The organism is Plantactinospora sp. KLBMP9567 (assembly GCF_033446045.1).
Classification (GTDB): Bacteria; Actinomycetota; Actinomycetes; order Mycobacteriales; family Micromonosporaceae; genus Plantactinospora.
The window spans coordinates 307,508-328,637 of sequence record NZ_JAWQRR010000009.1; the positions used below are offsets into that span (position 1 = coordinate 307,508).

Genomic DNA, 21,130 nt, shown 5'->3' on the forward strand with positions numbered 1-21,130 from the left:
ACGTTTCCGCACGTCGGACGGGTGGGAACGCGCATGGTAAATAGCCGACAGCAGCTAGTCGATAATGGCGGGCAAAGCACGTCCTTCGATGCGTTCGACAAGCCGTGATTACTGATAGTCGTTGCCCGGCAACGCCTTTGCCCGTGAACGGGTCTTGCCATTCCGGAAGTGAAACCGGGTATGCTGTCTGCCGTTCATAGCCGCCGGATACCGCGTGGTCCGGCGCTGATCGCCGCCTAATCGCCACACGGCGAGCCGGGGACCCACGCACCCCTGGGGTGAATCCGCGAGAGCGGTAGGGACCACTTCCATCCCGAACCCGTCAGCTAACCCGGTCGGCGGCCGACGGAAGGGATACATGTGAGGGCACCCCTACGCCGAAGGCTGGCGACTGCCCTGGCACTGCTCACCGCCGCAGCTCTGGTCGTGGTCCCGTCGGAGGCGTCGGCGGCGCCCGCGCCGAAACCGGCCCCTCAGGAAGAGGCCGACTCGCCGGTGCTCGGAGACGTGCTCGCCAGCGCCGGCAAGCGGCTCGCCGAGGCGAAGGCCGAACGAACCAAGTCCCAGCGGCGGCAGCAGCAGCTCGGCAACCAGTTGAAGCAGGCGGAGGCCCGGCTGGCGGCACTCACTCCGGAGGCGAGCGAGATCGCGGCCGAGTCCTACCGCAGCGGCAAGCTCAGCGCCATCGCGATGCTGCTGAGCAACAACTCTGCCGACTCCTCGTCCAGCGCGTTCATGGAGCGGGCTTCGGCGCTCAACGAGCTGAACCTGTTCAACAACAGCAAGCTCCGGGCGCTCAACGAGGCGCGGGACGAGGTCGGCGCGGCCAAGAAGGCGATCGACGACGAGGTCGCCAAGCAGGCCGCGCAAGAGAAAATCATCAAGAAGCAGCAGTCGGACGCGAAGAAGGCGCTCGCCCTGGTGGGCGGCAACTCGCGTCCCGACAAGGGCCTGGTGGCGGCCACCTCGCCGGTCGCCCGTCCCGGGCCGGGGATGGCGGACGGCTTCCCGGGGCTGCCCTGCAACCGGGACGACCCGACCACCGGCGGCTGCATCACCGCCCGGACACTCCACATGTACAACGAGGTGCGCCGGGCGGGCTTCAAGAGGTTCGTCGGCTGCTTCCGGCCGGGTGGGCCGTTCGAGCATCCGAAGGGCCGCGCCTGTGACTGGTCGCTGCGCAACTCCGGGTTCAGCCGGGCCGCCAACGACGACCAGATGAAGTACGGCAACGACCTGGCCGCGTTCCTGATCCGCAACTCGGACCGGCTCGGCATCCTCTACGTGATCTGGTACAAGGAGATCTGGTTCCCGGACGAGGGCTGGAGTTCCTACAGCGGTCCGAGCGACCACACCGACCACGTGCACGTCTCCATGCTGTAGCCCGAGCCAACTCCGACCGCCCCGTCACCTGCCCGCCAGGCGACGGGGCGGTCGCGTTGTGCGGACAGGTGGCGTACCGGCTGGCATCATCGGCGGATGGCCGTCATCTCCGGCCATCGCCACGGGGGTCCATGGCTTTCTGGCCGACCGGGCGGCGCGGATAGCGGTCGAAAGGGATCGTGATCAACTGGTTGTATGCTGCACCAAGTTGGTTGTACTGTGCAACCATGAGTTCCGACGAGGCGCGTGCCATGCGGGACGCGGTCAGCCACTTCGTCCGGATGTTCGGGCTGCACAGGCCGGAGCAGACCCCGTGCGGGCAGGCGATGTCCGTCTCCGAGGCACACGCCCTCGCCGAGATCCACCGGGAGGGCGGGCTGCGCCAGGTCGAGCTGGCCCGCCGGTTGCGCCTGGAGAAGAGCACGGTGAGCCGGCTGGTCGGCCAGCTCGTCGGCCGAGGCTGGCTGGAGCGGACGGGTGCGGCCGGCGACGGCCGGGGAGTCTGGCTCACCCTCACCGCGCAGGGCTGCCGGGCCGCCGATCGGCTCGCCGCGGCCCGGGAGGCCCGGTTCGCCGCGCTACTCGACCGGATTCCACCCGACGAACGGCCGGCGATCCTGGCCGCCGTGCGACGGCTCGCGGAGGCTGCCGATGACCAGTGACAAGCCGATGACCAGCAGCGACCCCACGTCGTACCGGCCGGGCCGCCGCCGGCTCCTGCTGGGCTGCGCCGCCGGGTTGGCCGCCCTCGCCGTGGCCGCCGCCGTACTCTTCGTCGTCGACCGGGGGCGGGACGAGGGCGCTCGGGCCGACGCCCGGCGGCAGGCCGAGGTCGCCGAACGCGGTCGCGAGGTCATGCCGTTCGACCTCGAACGCACCACCCACCGGTTCACCCCGACCGCCGACGGCGGCCTTCAGACGGTCACTGCGGACGGGCCGGTGGAGCAGCGGCAGGTGGACCTCGTCCGCGAACACCTGCGGGCGGAGGCCGAGCGGTTCCGCCGGGGCGACTTCACCGACCCGGCCCGGATCCACGGGGCGGAGATGCCGGGGCTGGCGGAGTTGCGGGCCGGTGCCGGCCGGATCCGGATCGACTATTCCGAGCTGCCCGCCGGGGCACGACTGGACTACCGGACGACCGAGCCGGGGCTGTTGCGTGCCCTGCACGCCTGGTTCGACGTCCAGGTCTCCGACCACGGACCGCACGCCGAGCACGGGCAACCGTCCGGTCCGGACGGGGGACGGGTGCCGGCGTAACGCGGCCGGTTGGAGCGGGGCCGGCCGGAGTCGACGTGCTGTCAGGCAACAGCGGAACATGCACGGCGTCGTGCCGATGGAGGACGGGACGTACGTCAGCTCCCGGCTCTATCTGGACTAGCTCGCCGCCGCGGTGCGGGCGACCTCGGCACCTCCTGACTCAGTACGCCTCCAGTTCCGCCGGGATGACCAGCTCGGCGTCCGGGGAGTCGACCAGGGTGAGGCTGCTGTCATAGCGGGGGCGGTGCCGGGGTGCCGGGCCGGTACGCCCGGAGGCGCGGGTACCGAGCTGCCGGGCGACCTCGGCCAGCACGATCGCCGCCACCAGCCGGTAGCGGTACGGCACGCCCGCGGCCGGCACCTCCAGCCGGGCGAACTCCACTCGTGGACCGAGCCGGCGCCAGTCCTCGGCCGGCCCGGTCGCCTCCTCGTCCGGGATCACCAGCAGGGTCTCCGGGCCGCCGGTCAGGTCCACCCGGTGCAGCGGCGGACCGGCGACCCGCAGGCCGGCGACCACCACCCGCCGGGCCGGCACCGGTCGCTCCGCCGGCACGGGTACCACCCGGAGCGGATTGCGGGAGCTGCGTGCGGCGGCCCGGGCCTCGGTACGTACCGGCCGGGGCGTGCCCCACCACACCTTCGCCCGATCGTCCAGCCCCACCGTCTGCCAACCGAAGGCGGCGGCCGAGCGCAGCGTGCTGCCCGCCTCGACGTGGTCACCGGGCCCGAGCAGCAGTACGGCCGGTCGTCGCGACTCGGGACGGGCGCCCCGGACGGTACGCCGGCCGGACGCCGCCACCAGGTAGTGCAGGGCCACCGCGGCGGCCGAAGCGACGTTCAGGGTGTTCACCCCGCGTCCCGCCATCGGGATCTGTACGCACCGCGCGGCCGACCGCAGCACGTCCGGCCGTACGCCGAGACGTTCGTTGCCGACCACGATCGACGGCCGTCCGGCGGGTGGCGCGGTACCGAACACGGATGTCGCGCCGGGTGCGTTCTCGACCGCGACGATCGGGGTCGACGGGTCCAGCAGCTCCGTGCTGCCGATCATGTCCAGCGGCCCGCCGGCCCGTTCGGCGGACCAGCGCCCGGCCAGCCCCCGGCCGTCCCGGAACAGGCACGGCACCCCGAACATGGCGGCGGCGTCCCGCAGCGCGTACGCGTTCGCCGGGTTCTCCAGGCCGTCGCCGACCAGTCGGGCGCGGCTAGCCACGAGCCGCCGCCGTACCGGTCGGATTCCTAGCCGCCCCGGAAGCGGTGGCGGCCGCCCAGCGCCGCCGGCAGCGGGCCGCGAACTCGTCCGCGTACCGCTCGTGGTCGGCGGTCCGGCGTACCCGGACGGTCCGCTTGCCGGTGGCGTGCTGCACCAGGTGGTGGCCGATCTCGTGCAGCAGGCCGTCGAAGAGCACGAGGTCGCGCAGTGTCGTACCGGGCCAGTCGATCCGGGTCAGCGTCGCGGCGGACTCGACCCGGGCACCGGCCCGGACCAGCCGGGCCCGGGACCGCGGCAGCAGCCGGCCGGGGACGGTCCACGGCGGTCGCGGCTGCTCGTGCAGGATCACGACGCCCGGCACCAGCAGCGTCGCGAGGACCGGCCCGGGCCGGTCGGCGCCGACGGCGTGCCGCAGTTCGACGGCGCGCAGCCCGTATCGCAGCTCGGGGCCGAAGAAGTCCAGCAGGCGGGTGATGTCGCCGACGGTCGCCGGATGCAGGAAGCCCGGCCGGGCCGGAGACTCCCGGATCGGGAGCCGGGGTGGGGAGTACGGGATCGGGAGCCCGGGCTCCGGCTCGGGCCCCGGCCGGCGGGCGCGGCGGCGCCGCACCCTCGGCTCGGCCGCGCGCCGGCCCCGGGGCGCGTCGAGTCGGCGGGCGGCACGGATCGGATACGGGTCGGTGTGCAGGCTACGACTCACGCGGTACGGGATCTCGATGTCGGCATCGGCTCTTTGGTACCAGGAGCCGGGCGGGCGGCTCCACCCGATTTCGCCGCCGCCCGAGGGCCGGTCCAAGGCACCGCCCGACGGCCGGCCGACAGCGCCGCCGGGGTGGCAGCGGTCGATAGGATGCGGGTCTCCGATCGGAGGCGGTGTGCGATGGCGCTCGGCATCGTTGCCTTCCTGGGGCGATTCGCGGTGACGTGGTGGCTGGAACCGGTGACCGACCGAACCTGGCGCCTGGCGGGCCGCCGCGACCGGCGCCGGTCAGCCCCCGCACCACGCTCTACCGCCGGGGCTGGCATCCGTGGTCGGACCGACCACCGCGTACCGACGAACCGCCGGTCGGACAGTTGATGCCGAGGCCGGCCAGGCTCACGGCGGTGGCGGCGGCGATATCGGCGATCCGGCGGTAGTCGAGGGTATCCGGGGTGTCGCCGGGCTGGTGGTAGTACGGGTTGCGGAAGTCGGCGGTGTCGGTGATCTGGATCGCCGGTACGCCGATGTCCCAGAACGGCTGGTGGTCGCTGCGGGCGAAGTGTTCGGTGCTCGGCACGTACCGGCGCAGCAGCGGGCCGGCGAGGCGCAGGTCGAGCGCGTCCCGGGCCAGTAGCGCCGTACCGGGGCCGGCAAGCTGGGTCAGGCACTCGGCGAAGAGCCGGGCCAGCCGCCCCGCCGACTGCCGGTACGCCACCAGCGTCCAGTCGCCGCGCCAGCCGCGTTGCCGGATCCGGCGGCGCTGTCCCGGATAGACCAGTCCGGCACCGGACGGCAGTACCTGGCTGCCGGGCAGGGCCGAGTAGAACCCGATGCACTCGAAGACCACGACCGCGGCGGGGCGGCCGAGCGTACCCAACTCGCCGGCAAGCGCCCGCGATCCGTGCAGCCCGGTCTCCTCCTCGTCGAAGACGGCCAGCCGGACGTGCCGCGCCAGCCCGAGTTCCGGCAGTATCCGGGCGAGTTCCAGCAGGCAGGCCACCCCGGAGGCGTTGTCGTCGGCGCCGGGACTGCCCGGCACGGTGTCCAGGTGCGCGCCGATCAGCACCGTCGGCCGGCGCGAGTCGGCGCCCTCCTCGCCCGGTGGCTCGGCGAGCAGGTTGACCCCGGCGACCGAGTCGCCCGGCACGGTGAACTCCCGCCGGTCGACTCGCCAGCCGGCCCGCTCCAGCTCCCCGGCCACGTACGACTCGGCCCTGGTCATCGCCGGTGCCGCATGGTACCGACCGCGTGGCGCGTCCAGCCGCTCCACGTGCCGGCGCAGCCGCGCCTCATCGACACCGGCCCGTACCGTGGCCAACCGCTCGGCCATCACGGGTGGCAGGGAGCGCAGTCGTGGCTGGGCGGTGAGGACCATCAATGCCTCCGTAGGCAACGTCGCCGGTACCGTCCCCTGCGATCATGGCTGCCCGCCGCAACCCGCGATCGGTGCCGGCACGGCACCGCAGCTCGGCGGCGCGGAACGGGTCGCCGGTCGGTGTCGGTGGCCCCTGTTAGGTTGCCGGCGTCGCTTCGTCGCTTCGTCGCCTCGTCGGCGAGGCGCGGCGGGCCGCGCCACGGCGACCGGGGAGACGGAGGGGCCGGCATGGGGATCGTCGCGCTGCGGCCGGTGCGGGACGCGGACCTCGACGCGCTCTTCGCGCAGTCGCGTGACCCGGCGTCGGTCCGGATGGCGGCCTTCACGGTCGAGGATCCGGACGACCGGCCGGCCTTCGACGCGCGGTTGGCCCGGCTGCGCGGCTCGGCCGACGTGGTGCTGCGGGCGGTCACCTGGAACGGTGCGCTGGTCGGCAGCATCGGCAGCTTCGTCGTCGACGGCGACACCGAGATCACCTACTGGATCGACCGTACGGCCTGGGGGCGCGGCATCGCGAGCGCGGCACTGGCGTTCCTGCTCGACCTGGTCACCGTCCGGCCGCTGCACGCCCGGGTCGCCACCGACAACGCCGGCTCGCTTCGGGTACTCCGCAAGGCCGGGTTCGAGATCGTCGGAGTCGAGACCTCCTTCGCCAACGCCCGGCAGGCCGAGATCGAGGAGACCCTGCTGCGCCTGGAGTAGTGCGCCGTCTTTGACGGTTGATCGGGTAACCCGTTGTGTCCGGTACCTCTCGGGCTGGCGATCTCCTGACGTCGGGTCGGGTGCGAGGTGGGACGGGGCTGGCGTATCTGCCGGGGAGACTGTCGAGCTGCCCCGCTTGTACGCCCACCCTCCCGGGCTGTCCGAGCCCGGGCCCCGCCGCCGGTCGGCCCGAACCGCATCGCATGCGCGGTCTCGGCAACCCCCGACTTTCCGTGCCCCGCCTATGCACCCAGCTCGACACTCCGCGCACCGACTACTCCGTTCCCAGGTCGCTCATCCTGGTCAGCCGGGCCGCCCGCCCGGCGGTACCGGGTGCCGGTCCTGGCAGCGCGGTGTCGGCTGATCGGCGGTCACCCCGGTTGCGAGCCGACGCCGACTGCGCCCACCAGCCGGGCCGGCGGCGAGGTCGGGCCGTGGTTGATGAAGCTGGCCAGGTACGGCACCTCGTCCGGAGGGGTGAGCAGGGCGATCCCGGCGGCCGGGATCTCGGTGCCGCCGACCACCGAGTCTTGCAACGCGAGCCGGTCAGTGACATGGAACAATCTCCCATTGACCAACGGCGCGATGTGCACGGAATCTGCGCCGGAGTTGCGGAGCAGCCCGGTGCTGGCGCTCGAACGCATCGCGACGCCGGGTCGTGGGTAGCGCGGGTGGCCGGTGCTCTCCGGCAGAAACCTACGTCGCGAGTCTGCACAGTAGCAAGACCCTGGCTACTATTCCGCCATGAAGAATGAGTCGGCCGTTCCGCCGTATCACATCGCCTCGGTCGACCATGCCCTGCGGCTCCTGCTGCTGCTCAAGTCCAAGCCGAGCATCCGGGTCGCCGAGGCGGCCGACGAGCTGAACGTCGCCCGCTCCACCGCGCACCGGCTGCTGGCCATGCTCGTCTACCGCGGTTTCGCGGCGCAGAACCCGACTACCCGGGCGTACCACCCGGGGCCGGTGCTGATCGAGGTCGGGATGGGCGCGCTGTCCAAGCTCGACGTCCGGCGCAAGGCCCGGCCGTACCTGGAGCGCCTGGTGGCGACGACCGGCGAGACCGCCAGCCTGCAGATCCTGGAGGGCAACCACGTCCGGTTCGTGGATTCGGTCGAGTCGGCGAACGCCGTCCGGGTCGCCTCCCGAGCCGGGGTCAGTTTGCCCGCACACGCCTCGTCCGGCGGCAAGGTGCTGCTCGCCGGCATGTCGCTGGAGGCGGTCCAGCGGCTCTATCCGCACGAGAAGCTGGAGCAGGTGACCGAGGCGACCAACACCGACCGGGCCACCCTGTTCGAGGAGTTGGCCGAGGCCAGGGCGCAGGGCTACTCGGTCAACCACGGGGAGAGCGAGCCGGGGCTGGTGGCGGTGGGCGTACCGTTGCCGGATCGCAGCGGCATCCCGGTCGCCTCGCTGACCATCGCCGGCCCGACCGCCCGGATGGGGCCGGAAGGGGTGAACCGGGCCGTCGAGGCGCTCCGGGAGGCGGCGAAGGAGCTGGGCGAGAGCCTCTACCGCTGAGTGGGAGCATCTTCGGACCGGTACCCGGTCAACTGCCGGACGACGAGGACGCGGTCAAGATCTGGCGACACCTGTGCTGGCTCGCCCGGTACGACAACTTCTTCGAGCCGAAGCGGCACCGCACCGGCCCCGCCCTGGTTCGCCACGCCCTGTCCGAGATCGGGCCGGCGCCCTGGCCCGGCGTGCCGTCGAACTGATCGCCGCCGAACTGTCGGTGGTCGATCGGGGCCCAGAAATTCGACAACTGTCGCAATCATGGCAGACCATGTCTCTGGTTGAATGTTAGCGATCACATCGACACCGACCTGCCGAGAGGTGACGAGGCGTCACCGAACGCCCCGGGACGTCAGGTGCCGCAACGGATCGGAAGTCAGCCAGCACGTCGGTGCCTGCCGCGCCGCGATCGGCGGGACGGGCGCCGGAGACACCAGAGCCACCACCGAGGAGGTTGACAGTGGTCGCAGACCAGCACGCACTTGACCGTCGCCGTTTCCTGCGGACCGTCGGCGCGGTGACCGCCGGCACCGTCGCCGCGACCCAGCTGCCGGTCGGAGCGGCTTCGGCCGCGCCCGCCGAAGCAGCGCCGGCCCGCGTCGCCGCCGTACCGGACGGGGCCGCGGTGACCGCCGCGACGCTGTCCCAGGGAGACTTCTACGACCGCAACCCGCGCTGGGCGGTGAAGCCGTTCGGGCTGGACCAGGTCGAGTTGCTCGACGGTACGCTCTTCGCCGAGAAGCGGGACCGGGTGCTGAACCTGCTCCGGGCGTACCCGGCCGACCGGGTGCTGCACAACTTCCGGGTCACCGCCGGGTTGCCGCTGCCGGAGGGGTCGAGCCCGCCGGGCGGTTGGGACGACGCCACCGGCAACCTGCGCGGTCACTACAGCGGGCACCTGATCACCGCCTTCGCCCAGGCGTACGCCTCCACCGGCGACTCGCTCTTCGGAGACAAGGTGGACTACATCGTCGCCGAACTGGCTGCCTGCCAGGCAGCGATGGCGGCGAGCGGGAAGTACAGCCACCCCGGCTTCCTGGCCGCCTATCCGGAGGACCAGTTCGTCCGGCTGGAGTCCTTCGCCACGTACCCGACGATCTGGGCGCCGTACTACACCTGTCACAAGATCATGCGGGGCTTGCTCGACTCGTACCTGCTGGCCGGCAACGCCCAGGCGCTCGCCGTGGTCACCGCGATGGGCGACTGGGTGCACGGCCGGCTCTCGGTGCTGCCCCGGGAGACCCTGAACCGGATGTGGGCCATCTACATCGCCGGGGAGTACGGCGGGATGAACGAGGTGATGGCGGACCTGCACGCCCTCACCGGTGACCCGAAGTACCTGGCCACGGCGAAGTGCTTCGACAACCGGCAGTCGCTCTTCGACGCCAGCGTGGAGGACCGGGACATCATCACCCGGCTGCACGCGAACACCCACGTGCCGCAGTTCGTCGGCTACCTGCGGGTCTTCGACCAGGGGGCCGAGGAGACGTACCACGCGGCGACGGAAAACTTCTGGCACATGGTGGTGCCGCACCGGATGTACGCGCACGGCGGCACCAGCGGCACCTGGCCGGCGACCCCGGACCTGCCGGCGAACACCAACGCCGAACTGTTCCAGCCGAGGGGAAACATCGCCAACTCGATCGCCGGGAACGGCGCCGAGACGTGTACGTCGTACAACCTGCTCAAGGTGGCCCGGAACCTGTTCTTCCACGACCCGGACCCGACCTACATGGAGTACTACGAGCGCACCCTGCTCAACCACATCCTCGGCTCGAAGCGGGACACCGAGAGCGCCACCACCCCGAACGTCACCTACTTCCTGCCGCTGACCCCGGGCAGCACCCGGGGCTACGGCAACACCGGCACCTGCTGCGGCGGGTCGGGCCTGGAGAACCACACCAAATATCAGGAGTCCGTCTACTTCCGGTCCGCCGACAACTCGACGCTCTACGTCAACCTCTACGTCGCGTCGGTGCTGACCTGGGAGGCGAACGGGTTCATCATCCGGCAGGAGACCGACTATCCGCGCAGCGAGCAGGCCAAGCTGACGGTGCAGGGCCGGGGCCGGCTGGACATCCGGCTCCGGGTGCCGGGCTGGGCGAAGGGCTTCTCGGTCAAGATCAATGGGGTGGCCCGGAAGGGCAAGGTCACCCCGGCCAGCTACCTGAGCATCCAGCGGAACTGGAAGCCCGGCGACACTATCGAGGTGACCATCCCGTTCGTACTCCGGCTGGAGAAGGCGTTGGACGACCCGGACGTCCAGGCGGTCTTCAACGGTCCGGTGCTGCTGCCGGCGCTGGGCACCGGCAACAGCTTCAAGGAGTTCTCGCTCTACCGGCACTTCACCCTGGCCGGTGACCTGTCCCGGGCGGTCGTACCGGCCGGCGACGGCACCTTCACCACCAACGAGCACACGCTGCGGCCGCTCTACATCGGCGACACGCAGGCGCACCACGTCTATTTCCGGCGCAGCGAACCGGCAATCGTCTTCGGCTCGCATGACTCCGGAGTGCCCAACCGGGAGCGGCCGGACGGTACGTCCTTCCTCGACGAGGTCTGGGCGGTGGCACCGTTCAAGAACCACAGCCAGTTCATGACCAGGGTCTCCCGGACCTCGACCGAGTGGGTGCAGGCCGGCTTGATCACCCGGGACGAGCGCTGGGACATCATCACCGCCGCCGGCAACGCGGAGGACGAACTGAAGTCCTGAGACGGTACCGATGACCTGGCGCCACGCCCCCGGTGTGGCGTCAGGTCCAACCGCGTGGCGTCAGGGCCTAACCGTTCGGGCGCGACTCGATCGCCTGCAGCGACCAGCGGTTGCCGTCCGGATCGCGGAAGTAGACGAAGGTCCCCCACGGTTGTGGGTCGACATCGCTCGCCTCGACGCCCGCTTCACGCAACTGCCCACGCGCCGCCTCGGCGTTGGCCACCACGACCTGGATCTCCTGCGTGCCGGGCGTCCTGTCGGTGATGCCGTCACCGATCACGATCGAGCAGGCCGAGCCGGGCGGGGTCAACTGCACGAACCGCAGACCCTCGTGCACCCTGTGGTCGTGATCGGCGTTGAACCCCACCTTCTCGTAGAAGGCCTTGGCCCGGTCGACGTCGGTCACCGGAACGGGGATAAGTTCGATCTTCCAGTCCATCGGGCCAGCGTAGGACGCGGGTGCGACATCTCCGTCCGCGTTCGTGGTCGGGGCCGGGCGGTATTGCCGTAATCCGTTGCCTGTTGTCCTCTCATGACAGGAGGCAGGTGACCGGATCGACCGCGGCTCGCCGCTGCCGATGTATTACCAACTCAAGCAACTGATTGTTCGGGACATCGAGCGGAGCCGCCGCCAACCGGGCGACCGCCTGCTCGGCGACCACGAGCTGTGCGCCAAGTAGGACGTCTCCCGTACGGTCGTCCGGCAGGCCCTGACCGACCTGGAGAACGAGGGCGTCATCGAGCGGGTGAAGGGCCGGGGCACCTTCGTCGCGCATCCGAAGACCGCTGGAGGGCTGGTGCAGTCCCTCACCGGGCTCTTCGAGGACGTCGCCGCCCGGGGCGGCCACCTGCGCAGCGAGGTACGCCCGGCCGAGGTGCTGCCGGCGGACGCCGCCGTCGCCGCCGACCTGGAGATCGCCCCGGGCGAGCCGGTGATCCACCTGGAACGGCTGCGCTTCGTCGACGACGAGCCGTGGGTCTGGACCGTAACCCACCTGCCGGCCAATCCCGCCCCGGGACTCGTCGACGAGGACCTCACCGACCGGTCGCGCTACCAGGTGCTCGAATCGTCCTATGGCGTGCGACTGGTCCGGGGGGTGCTCGGTCGAGGCGGCGGTGGCCAGCGCCGCCCAGGCGAGACTGCTCGGCATCCGGCGCGGCGATCCCGTGCTCGCGCTGCACAGCATCAGCATCGGGGAGTCCGGCCGTCCGGTGGAGAGTTTCCTCGCGCTGCACCGGAGGGACCGCAGCCGGTTCCAGGTCGAGCTGACCCGGGCCACGGCGAGTGGCAGGGTCGGCACCCCACTCGTACTCGTCAAAGCCTGACACATCCCCGCCCGCACCACGACCGGGACTCTCCCTCGCAACCTCCCCCCCGCCCCGGCCTCGGAACGCGTGGCCCCCGGGACGCGCGGACCGCAAGATTCTTGGCGAATTCTGGTTCGCTCCGCGCCCTTTCTTGCCAAGAATCTTGGTTGCCAGTGTGTCGCACGCCGCCGCGGCCCACTCCGGGCAGTCGCACACCTGGGCTGTGGGCGGGCAGGGACGGGTGGCGGCGAGCGGAGGGTGTCCGTCCGCGCGCCTGTCGAGCTGCCCCGTCCGTGCGCCCACGAACCACTCCCGGTCCCGCCCGACCCGGTCCCGGGGTGGTCACCACTCATCAGCCCGGTCTCGGTCCCGGGGTGGTCGCCATCCAGCGGTCGCGGTTCCGGGGCGGCCAACCTCCACCGGTCCCGGTCCCGGTCCCGATCCCGGTCCCGGTCCGGCGTCCGGCGATCGGGCTCTCCGCTCGGTAGCTGTCCGGAATGTCCCGCCCCGTTTGTGCACCCAGCTCGACAGTGTGTGTCAGAGCTATGGCGTGGTCGGCGGCCCGCGCGAGGACATGCATGCTCCGCCGATCTCCGATCTCCGATCTCGCTGCACGCCCCCGGTGTCGGCCGGCCGCTGGTCGACGCCGAGTGGCTGGCCGGGGCCGGGGACGGGCTGCTTCCGGTCAACACCGCCCGCGCCGACCTGGTCGACGAGCCGGCCCTCGCCGAGGCGCTGCGCACCGGCCGAATCGCCGGGTACGCCGCCGACACCCTCGACACGGAGTCGACCGGTGCCGGTTCGCCGCTGCTCGCCGAGGATTTGGCCGACCGGGTGGTACTGACTCCGCACATCGGGGCACGGACCGTGGAGGCGATCGACCGGATGGGCTCGCTCGCCGTGGTCGACCTGCTGGCGGTGCTCGGCGGCGACACTCCGAAGCATCCCGTCCGGACGGCCGGCGGGCCGGACGGTGTCGATGCGAGGCGGGTGGTGTTGGCGCACGCGGATCGGAACCCGGACCCGGGGCTGCAGGTGGAACTGGCCCAGCGGGGTGCGTACCTCGGCTACGACGGGATGGCCCGGCACCGGGAGCGGCCGGACAGTGCGCTGATCGAGTTGATCGCGGCGTTGTGCGCGGAGGGGATGGCCGGGCACCTGCTACTCGGCGGCGATGTCGCCCGCCGCAGCCGGTACGTCGGGTACGGCGGGATGCCGGGACTGGCGTACCTGCCCGACCGGTTCCTGCCCCGACTGCGTACGCGCCTCGGCCCGGAGGTCGTACGCCAGATCATGGTCGACGCGCCGGCCGGGGCGCTGACCTGGAGCACCACCGGCTAGCGCCCACGCAACCCTGTCGGCGGCCGATTCGTTGGTGCCACAGGGGCGGACAGGGCGGACAGGGCGGACGATGGTGGCGGGACGCGGTGCCGAGCTGCTGCGCTCTGCGACGAGTTCGGGGCGTGCCTCGTTCTTGGAACTCTTCTTCGACCTGGCGTTCGTTTTTGCCCTCACCCGGGTCTCGCAACGGTTCGTCGAGCTTGGCGGCGACGCCGGCTGGGCGCTCGTCGCCGGGCTCGCTCGTACCCTGCTGCTGTTCCTGGCGCTCTGGTTGATCTGGTCGTACACCACCTGGATCACCAGTCGCTACGAGCCGGAGCGGTCGATCATTCAGGCGGTCGTGGTCGGTACCATGTTCGCCAGCCTGGTGATGGCGGTGACGCTGCCGCGCGCGATGGAGGAGCGGGCGTTGCCGTTCGCGGTCGCGTACCTGGTGGTGATGGTGGTCCGGCCCCTGGTGATCGCCGCCGCGCTGCGGGGCCATCCGCGCCGGCGGGTGTCGCTCCGGCTCGCCCCGTGGGCGGCGGCGACCGCGCCGCTCTGGCTGGTCGGCGCGCTGGGCCCGGACGAACTCCGCCTGCCGCTCTGGGCTGCCGCGCTCGCCGTGGACTACCTCGCCTGGGCTCTGGGCTGGCCGCTGCCGTGGTTAGGGGCTGCGACGGTGAGTCGTTGGCGGATCACCGGGGAACATCTGGCCGAACGTCACCAGCAGATGTTCCTCATCGCGCTCGGTGAATCGATCTGGGTCATCGGCATCATTTTCAGTGGCGAGGGCTATTCCGCAGGGCGGGCCGCCGCCTTTGCGATCGCCTTCGCCACCAGCGCGCTGCTGTGGCGGATCTACTTTTACCGCGCCGGCCTGTTGCTGACGCAGGCGTTGGACCGGTCACGTTCGCCCGGCCGGTTGGGTGCGGCGTCGCAACGGACGCATGCGTTGCTCGTGCTCAGCGTGCTCGTCACCGCGGTCTCCTACGAGCTGGTGATCGCCCACCCGTACGGGCAGGTACGGCCGACGTGGCTTCTGTTCGTGGTGGGTGGTCCGGCGCTCTTCCTCGTCGCTCGGGTGCGGCTGGAGTACGAGATCTTCGGCCGGATCCCTCGGACGCATATGATCGGCTTGGTAGTCCTGCTGCTGGTCACGGCGGCGTTGGCGCACTGGCCGCCGATGGTCGGGCTGAGCGTGGCGGCCGGAGCGCTGGCCCTTGTCGCGCTGCTCGACGCGTTGCGAAGTCGGCAGCGGCCGCTGGAGGAATCCGCCTCACCGATCGGGCGGGAGAAGTCTGGCGATCACGGGCCCGAGGCGTGATCGCGCGGGCTACTGAAGCGCTCCGGCGCCCCCGAAGCTGTACCAACTTCCGTGTCTTGTGGGCGGGCTCAGGTATCCGACGGGCGTCGTCGACCGCCCGGCGCCCAGCCGTCAGTGGCCGGCCAGGGAGGTGTAAAAGGCGCTCGGGTCGGCGGCCAGGGACGCCTTCACGTGGCGGCTCCACTCGTCGGCGAGAACCTCCAGCCTGCCGGCCTCGATGCCGTCGAGTCCAACCCGGGCGATCTCGGTGGGGTCGACCTTGTCGCCGACGTAGTCGGCCGACATGTCGGTGTCGGCGACGCCCAGGTGCAGCCCGGTGACCAGGGTGCCCTGGCCGGCGAGTTCGAGCCGGACACCGTTGGTGAGGCTCCAGGCCGCGGCCTTCGCCGCACCGTAGGCGTTGGAGCTCACGGCGCAAGGGAGATATGCGTGCGGATCGGTGAACTTGCTGCGAAAACGGGTGTTTCGGTACGCGCCCTGTGCTACTACGAGGAGCAGCACCTGCTGCCCGCGACCCGTACCGGCGGTGGGCAGCGGCACTATCCCGAGCAGGCGGTCGACCGGGTACACCTGATCCAGACGCTCTACGCCGCCGGCCTGTCCAGCAAGACGATTCTCGACCTGCTGCCCTGCGTCGACGCGAAGGTCAACACGCCGGAGTCCCGCGCCGTACTGCGGGCCGAACGGGACCGCATCGAGCGACGCGTCGCCGAACTCGTTGCCGCCCGGGACCGGCTCGACGCGGTCATCGCGTCCAGCGAGGACCCGGCGAGCGGCTGTGCCCTGATCGACCCTGACGACAGGCGGGCAGGGGACCGGGTCCGAGACCGCTCGGCATCCGGCGCGGTGATCCGGTAGCCGCACCGCGCAGCATCAGCATCGGGGAGTGGGCCGCCCGGCTCCGCGCCGACCTCGTCGACGGCTGCCCGGTCCGCGACATTGGTTCAACTTCTGGGGGTACGGGGAGCGCGTTGGACTCCGGCGTCCTCGGCGGTACGGGGTGTCGCGTTGGACCCGGAGGGGCGGCCGGTTGATCGTGGCGGTGTGCGGGGAGGACGGCACCGCGCCGACGAACGTCTACCCGACCCGGAACTCCTGATAGATCGCGGAGTCGGTCCGGCCTGTGGTGGTTCGCCGGCCCGACGACGGGTCTCGGCGAGTAGCCGGAGGGCGAGGACGGTGATCCAGGCCCAGTCGACGGCGATCATCAGGCGTTGAATCAGGCCGGTCAGCGGATGGTCGGTCTCCCACGCCGTACCGAAGGTGACGAACAGGGCCAGGCCGGCCAGTCCGGTCAGGAGGTCGTACCCGACCCAGGCGCGACCGGTCGGGCGGCCGGCGGACCGCCGGGCCAGTACGAAGCAGGCGACCGGTACCGACACGAACACCACGATGCCGAGGTTGTCGTGCAGTACCCCCGGCCAACTGGTCATGACACCGTCCAACGGCGCACCGGGCGGATAGCCGTGGGCCGGATCCATCACGAACACACCGGAGAGCAGCAGCCCGAGCCCGAACACGCCGACCGCCAGCGGTCCCCATAGGTCGGCGCGGCCCGGACGCAGCACCCGGCGCAGCCCGACGGCGAAGCCGAGCAGCAGCAGCCCGGTAAGCACGAAATTGGTGATCTGGATCCAGCCGCGCGGGCCGAGACTCAGCGCGCTCACCGGGTGGTACATCGGGTCGTAGCCGGTCCGGGTGGCACCGTCGACCAGGAACACCAGGATGAACAGCGGCGGGCCGACCGCTCCACAGCCGAGCAACACTCGGGTCAACCGACTCGGCGACATTCTTCCCCCAGGATGGATGCGGTCGACGGGTGGACGGAAGGATCGGCGACGAGCGTGCCGAGCAGACCGGGTACCACCTGCTCGGCGAAGGCGGCCACGGTCCGCGCCGGCATGTCCACCGCCGCGTACTGGCCGTGGCCGGCTGCGGTGGTCGCGGTCAGGGTGGCCAGGCCGAGACGTCGTTGCCACCCCGACTGGCGCAGCCGCCAGCCGATCACCGCCGGCCGGGCCAGCGCCGCCGTGCTCCGGCTGACCAGCCCGGACCGGACCACCAGGTACCCACCGACGATTCCGTGCCCGAGCGCTCGCCACGCCACCACCGCCCCGCCCAGCGCCAGCGGCAACACCGCCACCCCGACCAGCCAGCTCCAGGACGGCAGCGCCTCAACCATCCCGCCCAGCCACGCCAGCAGCCCGGTGACAGCGAGCGTGACCAGCGTCGCCCAGCCGATCCGGCGGCGCAGCGCGGCCAGCGGATGCCGACGCGGCGGTACGGCGAACGGGCTGGTCCCGGCGTCGAGGTCGAGCACCCGGGCGGCCACCCTCCGCGCCACGCCGATCGGGCCGCGCGGCAGGATCGTGGTGGCCGGCGTCATGCTCCAGATCGTCAGCCCGGTCGAGATGACGTTGGTGTCCGCCATCCCCATCCAGCGCCAGAGCAGTGGCTCCGAGATTTCCACCCCGCGCAGCCGACCGACGTCCCGGTTCACCTCCCGGGTCCGGAACAAACCCTGCGACGTACGCAGCACGGCGCCGGTCGGGGTGTCGACGCGTACCAGCCGGAAGGCCCAGTTCTCGGCCACGAACGCGACCGCCATGCCCAGCACCCCGAGCGCGCCGACGCCGACGAACGCGATCGCGCCGGTACGCCACGGACCGAGGGCCCGCCAGTCGAGCAGCCCGGTGACGAATCCTGCCCCGTCGAGCCCGAACGACTGTGCCAGCCAGTAGCCGCCCCAGAGCAGCCCGCCCGCCGTGACCAGCGCCCACACACTGAACACGTTGTAGCAGAGCCACGACCAGCGGATCCGGGCAAAGACCCGCTCACCGGGCGCCTCGACACCGACACCACCAGCGACATCAGCACCAGTACCAACGAAAGCCGCCACCTGCGGCGAACCGGCCAGCAGCTCGCGGCGGAGTTCCTCGGCGGCCGTCCGGGTGACCGCGTCGAGCTGCAACGCCTCGTAGCCGGCCGCACCCGGCTGGCCGACGCCGACGGTGAGCACCCGCAGCCCGGCGAGCCGGTGCCGCAGCCGCGCGGTCGTACTGACGGTGCGGATCCGCTCGCGGCGCAGCGCCCGATCCCGCCGGACCAGCAGGCCGGTGCGGATCTCCACCAGCTCCTCGGTGATCCGGTACCGGGTCTTCACCCAGCGCAGCGTGTCCCGGGCCGCGCCGACAACCCCACCCACGGCCACCGCGAGCACCGGGATCAGCGTCGAGGCGTGCGGCTCGTCGGTGACGAGCAGGGCCAACCCGGCGGGTACGAGCGACAGCAGCGCGTACAGCCCGTCGATCCAGATGATCCGGGCGTCGAGCCGCCGCCACGGGACCTCCGTCGCCGGAATCGCGTCACGCGCCTTCTCGGGCGGCGGGGTCACGTCGCGTCTCCTGCCGTCTGTCGGACGATCTCGGTGAGCCGTCCGGCGGTCCGCGCGGCGAGGTCCGCGTCGAGTCCGACCAGTACGACCGGGCCGCTCGCCGAGGCTGTCGTCACGGTCACCGTGGCCAGTCCGAAGAGCTGTTCCAGTGGCCCCCGGACAGTGTCGACGGTCTGGATCCGGGAGATCGGGGCGGCCCGCCACTCCCGGACGAACCACCCCGACACCGCGTACACGGCGTCCGGGGTGACCTCCCAACCGTGTACGGCGTACCGCCAGGACGGCACCACGACCAGGTGCGCCAGCCAGGCCGGTACCAGAACCAGCAGGATCGGGCCGAGCCAGCCCCGGACGGCGGGCAGTACGGCGTACCCGATCGAGAGGACCGCGACCAGCGGCGCGACGCCGAGGATCACCCGGGTGCTCCACCAGCCGATCGCCCGGCGGTCGACCCGGTGCCGCAGCGGGCGCAACCCCAGCGACCCGGCCACCACCCCCGGGGCCGGTGCGGCGGGCTCCGCCGGACACGGCGGTGCGGCGGTCGAGGCGGTCGGGCTGGTCGGTGCGGTCGGACCGGCCGGGCCGGCGGTGGTCGGGCCGTCCGGGTCGTCTGCCGGGTCCGGGTCCGGGGCGGCCGGCGGTCGGTCGGTACGCGGTTGTTGCTGTCCCATCCTTAGACGTTGCGGTACGGACCCGGCCGGGCGCCGCTGCCGGTCGGCCATCGGTTCTGGTCGGCTGGCCAGGGCTGTTGGCCGGTCGACCAGACCGGCGACGGGCCGACCGTTTGTAGTCTCGGCGCATGGAGCTGGCCCGACGCCTTCGGTGGCCCGGTCGAGGCCGGACCGCCGCGCCATCCGGGACCGTCGACGCCGTCCCCGGTGACAAGACGCGGCGCACCGTCCGGGACTGGGTGGTGGACGTCCTGCTGTTCGGCCTGGCGGTGCTTGCCTGGGCGTGGACCTGGCGCAGCGCACCGCTGCACTACGTCGACACGATCCCCGGCTGGATGGTCACCATCGACCCCTGGGTCGGCGCCCTCGGCTGCCTCGCCCTGTGGTGGCGGCGGCGCTTCCCGATCCTGCTCGGCATCGCGATGGTGCTGGTGCTGGCGCTGGCGGCGACCGGGCTCGGCGCGGCCCTGGTCATGGTGCTCACCGTCGCGGTGCACCGCAACTGGCTGCCGGCGACCCTGGTCACCGTGCTGCACCTGGTGCCGTCGCTGCTGTTCGGATACGAGAATCCGCCGCCCGGCGTCACCCGATGGGCATACCTCACGCTGATCCTGCTGATGTACCTGGCGCCGCTCGGCTGGGGGATCGCGGTCCGGGCCCGGCGGGAACTCATCGCCAACCTGCGTCGCGAGGTCGACCGGGCGCGCGACGAACACCGGCAACGGCTGGCCGGAGCCCGCCGGGCGGAGCGGGAGCGGATCGCCCGGGAGATGCACGACGTACTGGCGCACCGGATCTCGCTGATCTCGGTGCACGCGGGCGCGCTGGCGTACCGGACAACCCAGGCCGACGCAGGGGCGGGTGTCCCACTCAAGCCCGGAGAGGTCGGCGGGGCGATCGAGGTGATCCGGGACAACGCCCGGCAGGCCCTCGTCGAGCTGGGCGACGTACTCGCCGTACTGCGACCGGAGCGGGGCGACCGCAACGGCGGGCCGGACCCGGAGACCGGTACGGCCGAACAGTCGGCACCGCACCGGTCGGCGCCGCAGCCGAGGCTGGCCGACATCTTCCGACTGGTCCAGGAGGCACAGGCGGCCGGTCAGCGGGTGGCGTTCGAGATGGTGTGCGCCCCCGGTGCGGCCGAGTCACTCCGCCCAGCGGTGCAGCGTACGGTCTACCGCACCGTCCAGGAGGGCCTGACCAACGCCCGGAAACACGCCGGCCAGGCCGAGGTGACGGTACGGGTGGAGGTCGACCCCGGCACCGGTGTCGTCGCCACGATCACCAATCCGGTGCCGCCTGCGGATGCTCGGCGACGGCTGGCCGATTCCTCCCCGCGATCGGCTGCCGACCTGCCCGGGGCGGGTGCCGGGCTCACCGGGCTTGCCGAGCGGCTGGCCCTGGACGGCGGGACGATCGAGCACGGCGTGGTCGGCGGGACGTTCCGGCTCTCCACCCGGCTACCCTGGCCGGCATGACTCCGGGCGACGCACCGGGCCGTCAGCCGGCCGCGACGGGTGCCGATCCTCCGGCGCAGGGTGTCGATCCGCCCGCGACGGGTGCCGACCCGGCCATCCGGGTCCTGCTCGTCGACGACGACGCGCTGGTCCGGACCGGGCTGCGGCTGATGCTCGGCGGGGCGCCCGACGTCGAGGTCGTCGGCGAGGCGGCGGACGGTGCCGACGTCGCCGACGCGGTGACCCGACTGCGCCCGGACGTGGTGCTGATGGACGTCCGGATGCCGCTGCTGGACGGCATCGCGGCCACCCGGGCGATCACCGCCCGGTCCGGGCAGCGTCCGGAGGTGATCGTGCTGACCACCTTCGACGCCGACGCGACGATCCTCGACGCGCTCCGCAACGGCGCGGCCGGGTTCCTGGTCAAGCACACCCCGCCGGAGCAGATCGTCGACGCGGTACGCCGGGCCGCCGCCGGTGAGCCGGTGCTCTCCCCGACCGTCGCCCGTACCCTGATCGACCACGTGGCGGGCGTCGCCCCGCACCGCCGCCCCGACCAGCGCCGCCGGCAAGCCCGGGAACGGTTCGGGCTGCTCTCCGAACGGGAACGGGCGATCGCCGTCGCGGTGGCGGAGGGGCTGTCGAACGGCGAGATCGCCGACCGGCTGTTCCTCTCCGTCGGCACGGTCAAGGCGTACGTCTCCAGCGCGCTGGCCAAGCTCGACCTGGACAACCGGATCCAGCTCGCGCTGCTTGCCCACGACGCAAGCGACGAGTAGGCGGCCCGCGTCCGAGTGC

The 21,130-nt window shown here is 71.9% G+C and carries 21 protein-coding genes, 1 pseudogene and 1 riboswitch; of the genes and pseudogenes, 13 read left to right on the plus strand and 9 right to left on the minus strand.

Annotation, left to right across the window (positions count from 1 at the left end; all coding sequences use genetic code 11):
* Positions 1-223: 223 nt before the first annotated feature.
* Positions 224-357: riboswitch (cyclic di-AMP (ydaO/yuaA leader) on the plus strand.
* A 3-nt stretch (positions 358-360) separates the two neighbouring features.
* From R6Y94_RS07260 to R6Y94_RS07270, 3 genes are all read left to right on the plus strand, one after another.
* Positions 361-1,383 (plus strand): hypothetical protein, encoded by a 1,023-nt coding sequence (locus R6Y94_RS07260; protein ID WP_318394986.1) that lies wholly within the window; start codon positions 361-363, stop codon positions 1,381-1,383.
* A gap of 227 nt (positions 1,384-1,610) precedes the next feature.
* Entirely contained in the window at positions 1,611-2,045 is a 435-nt protein-coding gene (locus tag R6Y94_RS07265) for a MarR family winged helix-turn-helix transcriptional regulator (protein ID WP_318394987.1), read from the plus strand.
* A complete protein-coding gene (locus R6Y94_RS07270) occupies positions 2,035-2,640 on the plus strand; it encodes a hypothetical protein (RefSeq protein ID WP_318394988.1) in 606 nt (201 codons plus the stop codon). Before R6Y94_RS07265 ends, R6Y94_RS07270 begins: the two co-directional genes overlap by 11 nt.
* 160 nt (positions 2,641-2,800) lie before the next feature.
* Here the strand turns inward: R6Y94_RS07270 and R6Y94_RS07275 are convergent, their stop codons facing one another.
* The 3 genes from R6Y94_RS07275 to R6Y94_RS07285 all read right to left on the minus strand — a co-directional run bounded on the left by R6Y94_RS07275 (position 2,801) and on the right by R6Y94_RS07285 (position 5,928).
* The gene (locus tag R6Y94_RS07275; protein WP_318394989.1) at positions 2,801-3,853 is read right to left on the minus strand and encodes a TrmH family RNA methyltransferase; all 1,053 of its coding nucleotides are present in this window, start codon (positions 3,851-3,853) and stop codon (positions 2,801-2,803) included.
* On the minus strand, positions 3,846-4,553 hold the full coding sequence (locus tag R6Y94_RS07280) for a hypothetical protein (protein ID WP_318394990.1): 708 nt from the start codon (positions 4,551-4,553) through the stop codon (positions 3,846-3,848). Before R6Y94_RS07280 ends, R6Y94_RS07275 begins: the two co-directional genes overlap by 8 nt.
* Positions 4,554-4,860: 307 nt before the next feature.
* Positions 4,861-5,928 (minus strand): M20/M25/M40 family metallo-hydrolase, encoded by a 1,068-nt coding sequence (locus R6Y94_RS07285; protein WP_318394991.1) that lies wholly within the window; start codon positions 5,926-5,928, stop codon positions 4,861-4,863.
* 228 nt (positions 5,929-6,156) lie between these two features.
* Here R6Y94_RS07285 and R6Y94_RS07290 point away from each other — a divergent pair, with 228 nt between their 5' ends.
* Positions 6,157-6,630, plus strand: a complete 474-nt coding sequence (locus tag R6Y94_RS07290; protein WP_318394992.1) for a GNAT family N-acetyltransferase — start codon at positions 6,157-6,159, stop codon at positions 6,628-6,630.
* A gap of 371 nt (positions 6,631-7,001) precedes the next feature.
* Here the strand turns inward: R6Y94_RS07290 and R6Y94_RS07295 are convergent, their stop codons facing one another.
* Positions 7,002-7,274 carry a hypothetical protein gene (locus R6Y94_RS07295; protein ID WP_318394993.1) on the minus strand — a complete coding sequence of 91 codons (273 nt, stop codon included), beginning with the start codon at positions 7,272-7,274 and terminating at the stop codon, positions 7,002-7,004.
* Between the two features lie 100 nt (positions 7,275-7,374).
* On the opposite strand from R6Y94_RS07295, the gene R6Y94_RS07300 reads away from it, so the two are divergent.
* Entirely contained in the window at positions 7,375-8,148 is a 774-nt protein-coding gene (locus tag R6Y94_RS07300; RefSeq protein ID WP_318394994.1) for an IclR family transcriptional regulator, read from the plus strand.
* Positions 8,149-8,602: 454 nt separating this feature from the next.
* A complete protein-coding gene (locus R6Y94_RS07305) occupies positions 8,603-10,855 on the plus strand; it encodes a glycoside hydrolase family 127 protein (RefSeq protein ID WP_318394995.1) in 2,253 nt (750 codons plus the stop codon).
* Between the two features lie 67 nt (positions 10,856-10,922).
* Here R6Y94_RS07305 and R6Y94_RS07310 read toward each other — a convergent pair whose 3' ends face one another.
* Complete coding sequence (locus R6Y94_RS07310) at positions 10,923-11,294, minus strand: VOC family protein (protein ID WP_318394996.1); 372 nt, start codon at positions 11,292-11,294, stop codon at positions 10,923-10,925.
* A gap of 280 nt (positions 11,295-11,574) precedes the next feature.
* On the opposite strand from R6Y94_RS07310, the pseudogene R6Y94_RS45050 reads away from it, so the two are divergent.
* From R6Y94_RS45050 to R6Y94_RS07330, 4 genes and pseudogenes are all read left to right on the plus strand, one after another.
* Positions 11,575-11,889, plus strand: a pseudogene (locus R6Y94_RS45050) (GntR family transcriptional regulator); the annotation flags it as partial.
* A gap of 40 nt (positions 11,890-11,929) precedes the next feature.
* Positions 11,930-12,181 carry a UTRA domain-containing protein gene (locus R6Y94_RS07320; RefSeq protein WP_318394998.1) on the plus strand — a complete coding sequence of 84 codons (252 nt, stop codon included), beginning with the start codon at positions 11,930-11,932 and terminating at the stop codon, positions 12,179-12,181.
* Between the two features lie 516 nt (positions 12,182-12,697).
* On the plus strand, positions 12,698-13,504 hold the full coding sequence (locus R6Y94_RS07325) for an NAD(P)-dependent oxidoreductase (RefSeq protein WP_318394999.1): 807 nt from the start codon (positions 12,698-12,700) through the stop codon (positions 13,502-13,504).
* Between the two features lie 70 nt (positions 13,505-13,574).
* The gene (locus R6Y94_RS07330) at positions 13,575-14,810 is read left to right on the plus strand and encodes a low temperature requirement protein A (protein WP_318395000.1); all 1,236 of its coding nucleotides are present in this window, start codon (positions 13,575-13,577) and stop codon (positions 14,808-14,810) included.
* A 111-nt stretch (positions 14,811-14,921) separates the two neighbouring features.
* Here R6Y94_RS07330 and R6Y94_RS07335 read toward each other — a convergent pair whose 3' ends face one another.
* Positions 14,922-15,221: a hypothetical protein gene (locus R6Y94_RS07335; protein ID WP_318395001.1), complete on the minus strand. Its 300-nt coding sequence runs from the start codon at positions 15,219-15,221 to the stop codon at positions 14,922-14,924.
* An 18-nt stretch (positions 15,222-15,239) separates the two neighbouring features.
* Here R6Y94_RS07335 and R6Y94_RS07340 point away from each other — a divergent pair, with 18 nt between their 5' ends.
* Positions 15,240-15,668 (plus strand): MerR family transcriptional regulator, encoded by a 429-nt coding sequence (locus R6Y94_RS07340; protein WP_318395002.1) that lies wholly within the window; start codon positions 15,240-15,242, stop codon positions 15,666-15,668.
* Positions 15,669-15,754: 86 nt separating this feature from the next.
* Here R6Y94_RS07340 and R6Y94_RS07345 read toward each other — a convergent pair whose 3' ends face one another.
* Genes R6Y94_RS07345 through R6Y94_RS07355 form a run of 3 tightly spaced genes read right to left on the minus strand, consistent with a single transcriptional unit; the run spans position 15,755 to position 18,875 of the window.
* Entirely contained in the window at positions 15,755-16,576 is an 822-nt protein-coding gene (locus tag R6Y94_RS07345) for a DUF998 domain-containing protein (protein ID WP_318395080.1), read from the minus strand.
* Between the two features lie 5 nt (positions 16,577-16,581).
* The gene (locus tag R6Y94_RS07350; protein ID WP_318395003.1) at positions 16,582-18,204 is read right to left on the minus strand and encodes a PH domain-containing protein; all 1,623 of its coding nucleotides are present in this window, start codon (positions 18,202-18,204) and stop codon (positions 16,582-16,584) included.
* Positions 18,201-18,875: a PH domain-containing protein gene (locus R6Y94_RS07355; protein ID WP_318395004.1), complete on the minus strand. Its 675-nt coding sequence runs from the start codon at positions 18,873-18,875 to the stop codon at positions 18,201-18,203. The genes R6Y94_RS07350 and R6Y94_RS07355 overlap by 4 nt, the downstream gene beginning before the upstream one ends.
* 128 nt (positions 18,876-19,003) lie before the next feature.
* Here R6Y94_RS07355 and R6Y94_RS07360 point away from each other — a divergent pair, with 128 nt between their 5' ends.
* Together R6Y94_RS07360 and R6Y94_RS07365 are read left to right on the plus strand one after the other, a co-directional pair.
* Positions 19,004-20,353, plus strand: a complete 1,350-nt coding sequence (locus R6Y94_RS07360) for a sensor histidine kinase (protein WP_318395005.1) — start codon at positions 19,004-19,006, stop codon at positions 20,351-20,353.
* On the plus strand, positions 20,350-21,111 hold the full coding sequence (locus R6Y94_RS07365) for a response regulator transcription factor (protein ID WP_318395006.1): 762 nt from the start codon (positions 20,350-20,352) through the stop codon (positions 21,109-21,111). Before R6Y94_RS07360 ends, R6Y94_RS07365 begins: the two co-directional genes overlap by 4 nt.
* The last annotated feature ends 19 nt before the right edge of the window (positions 21,112-21,130 follow it).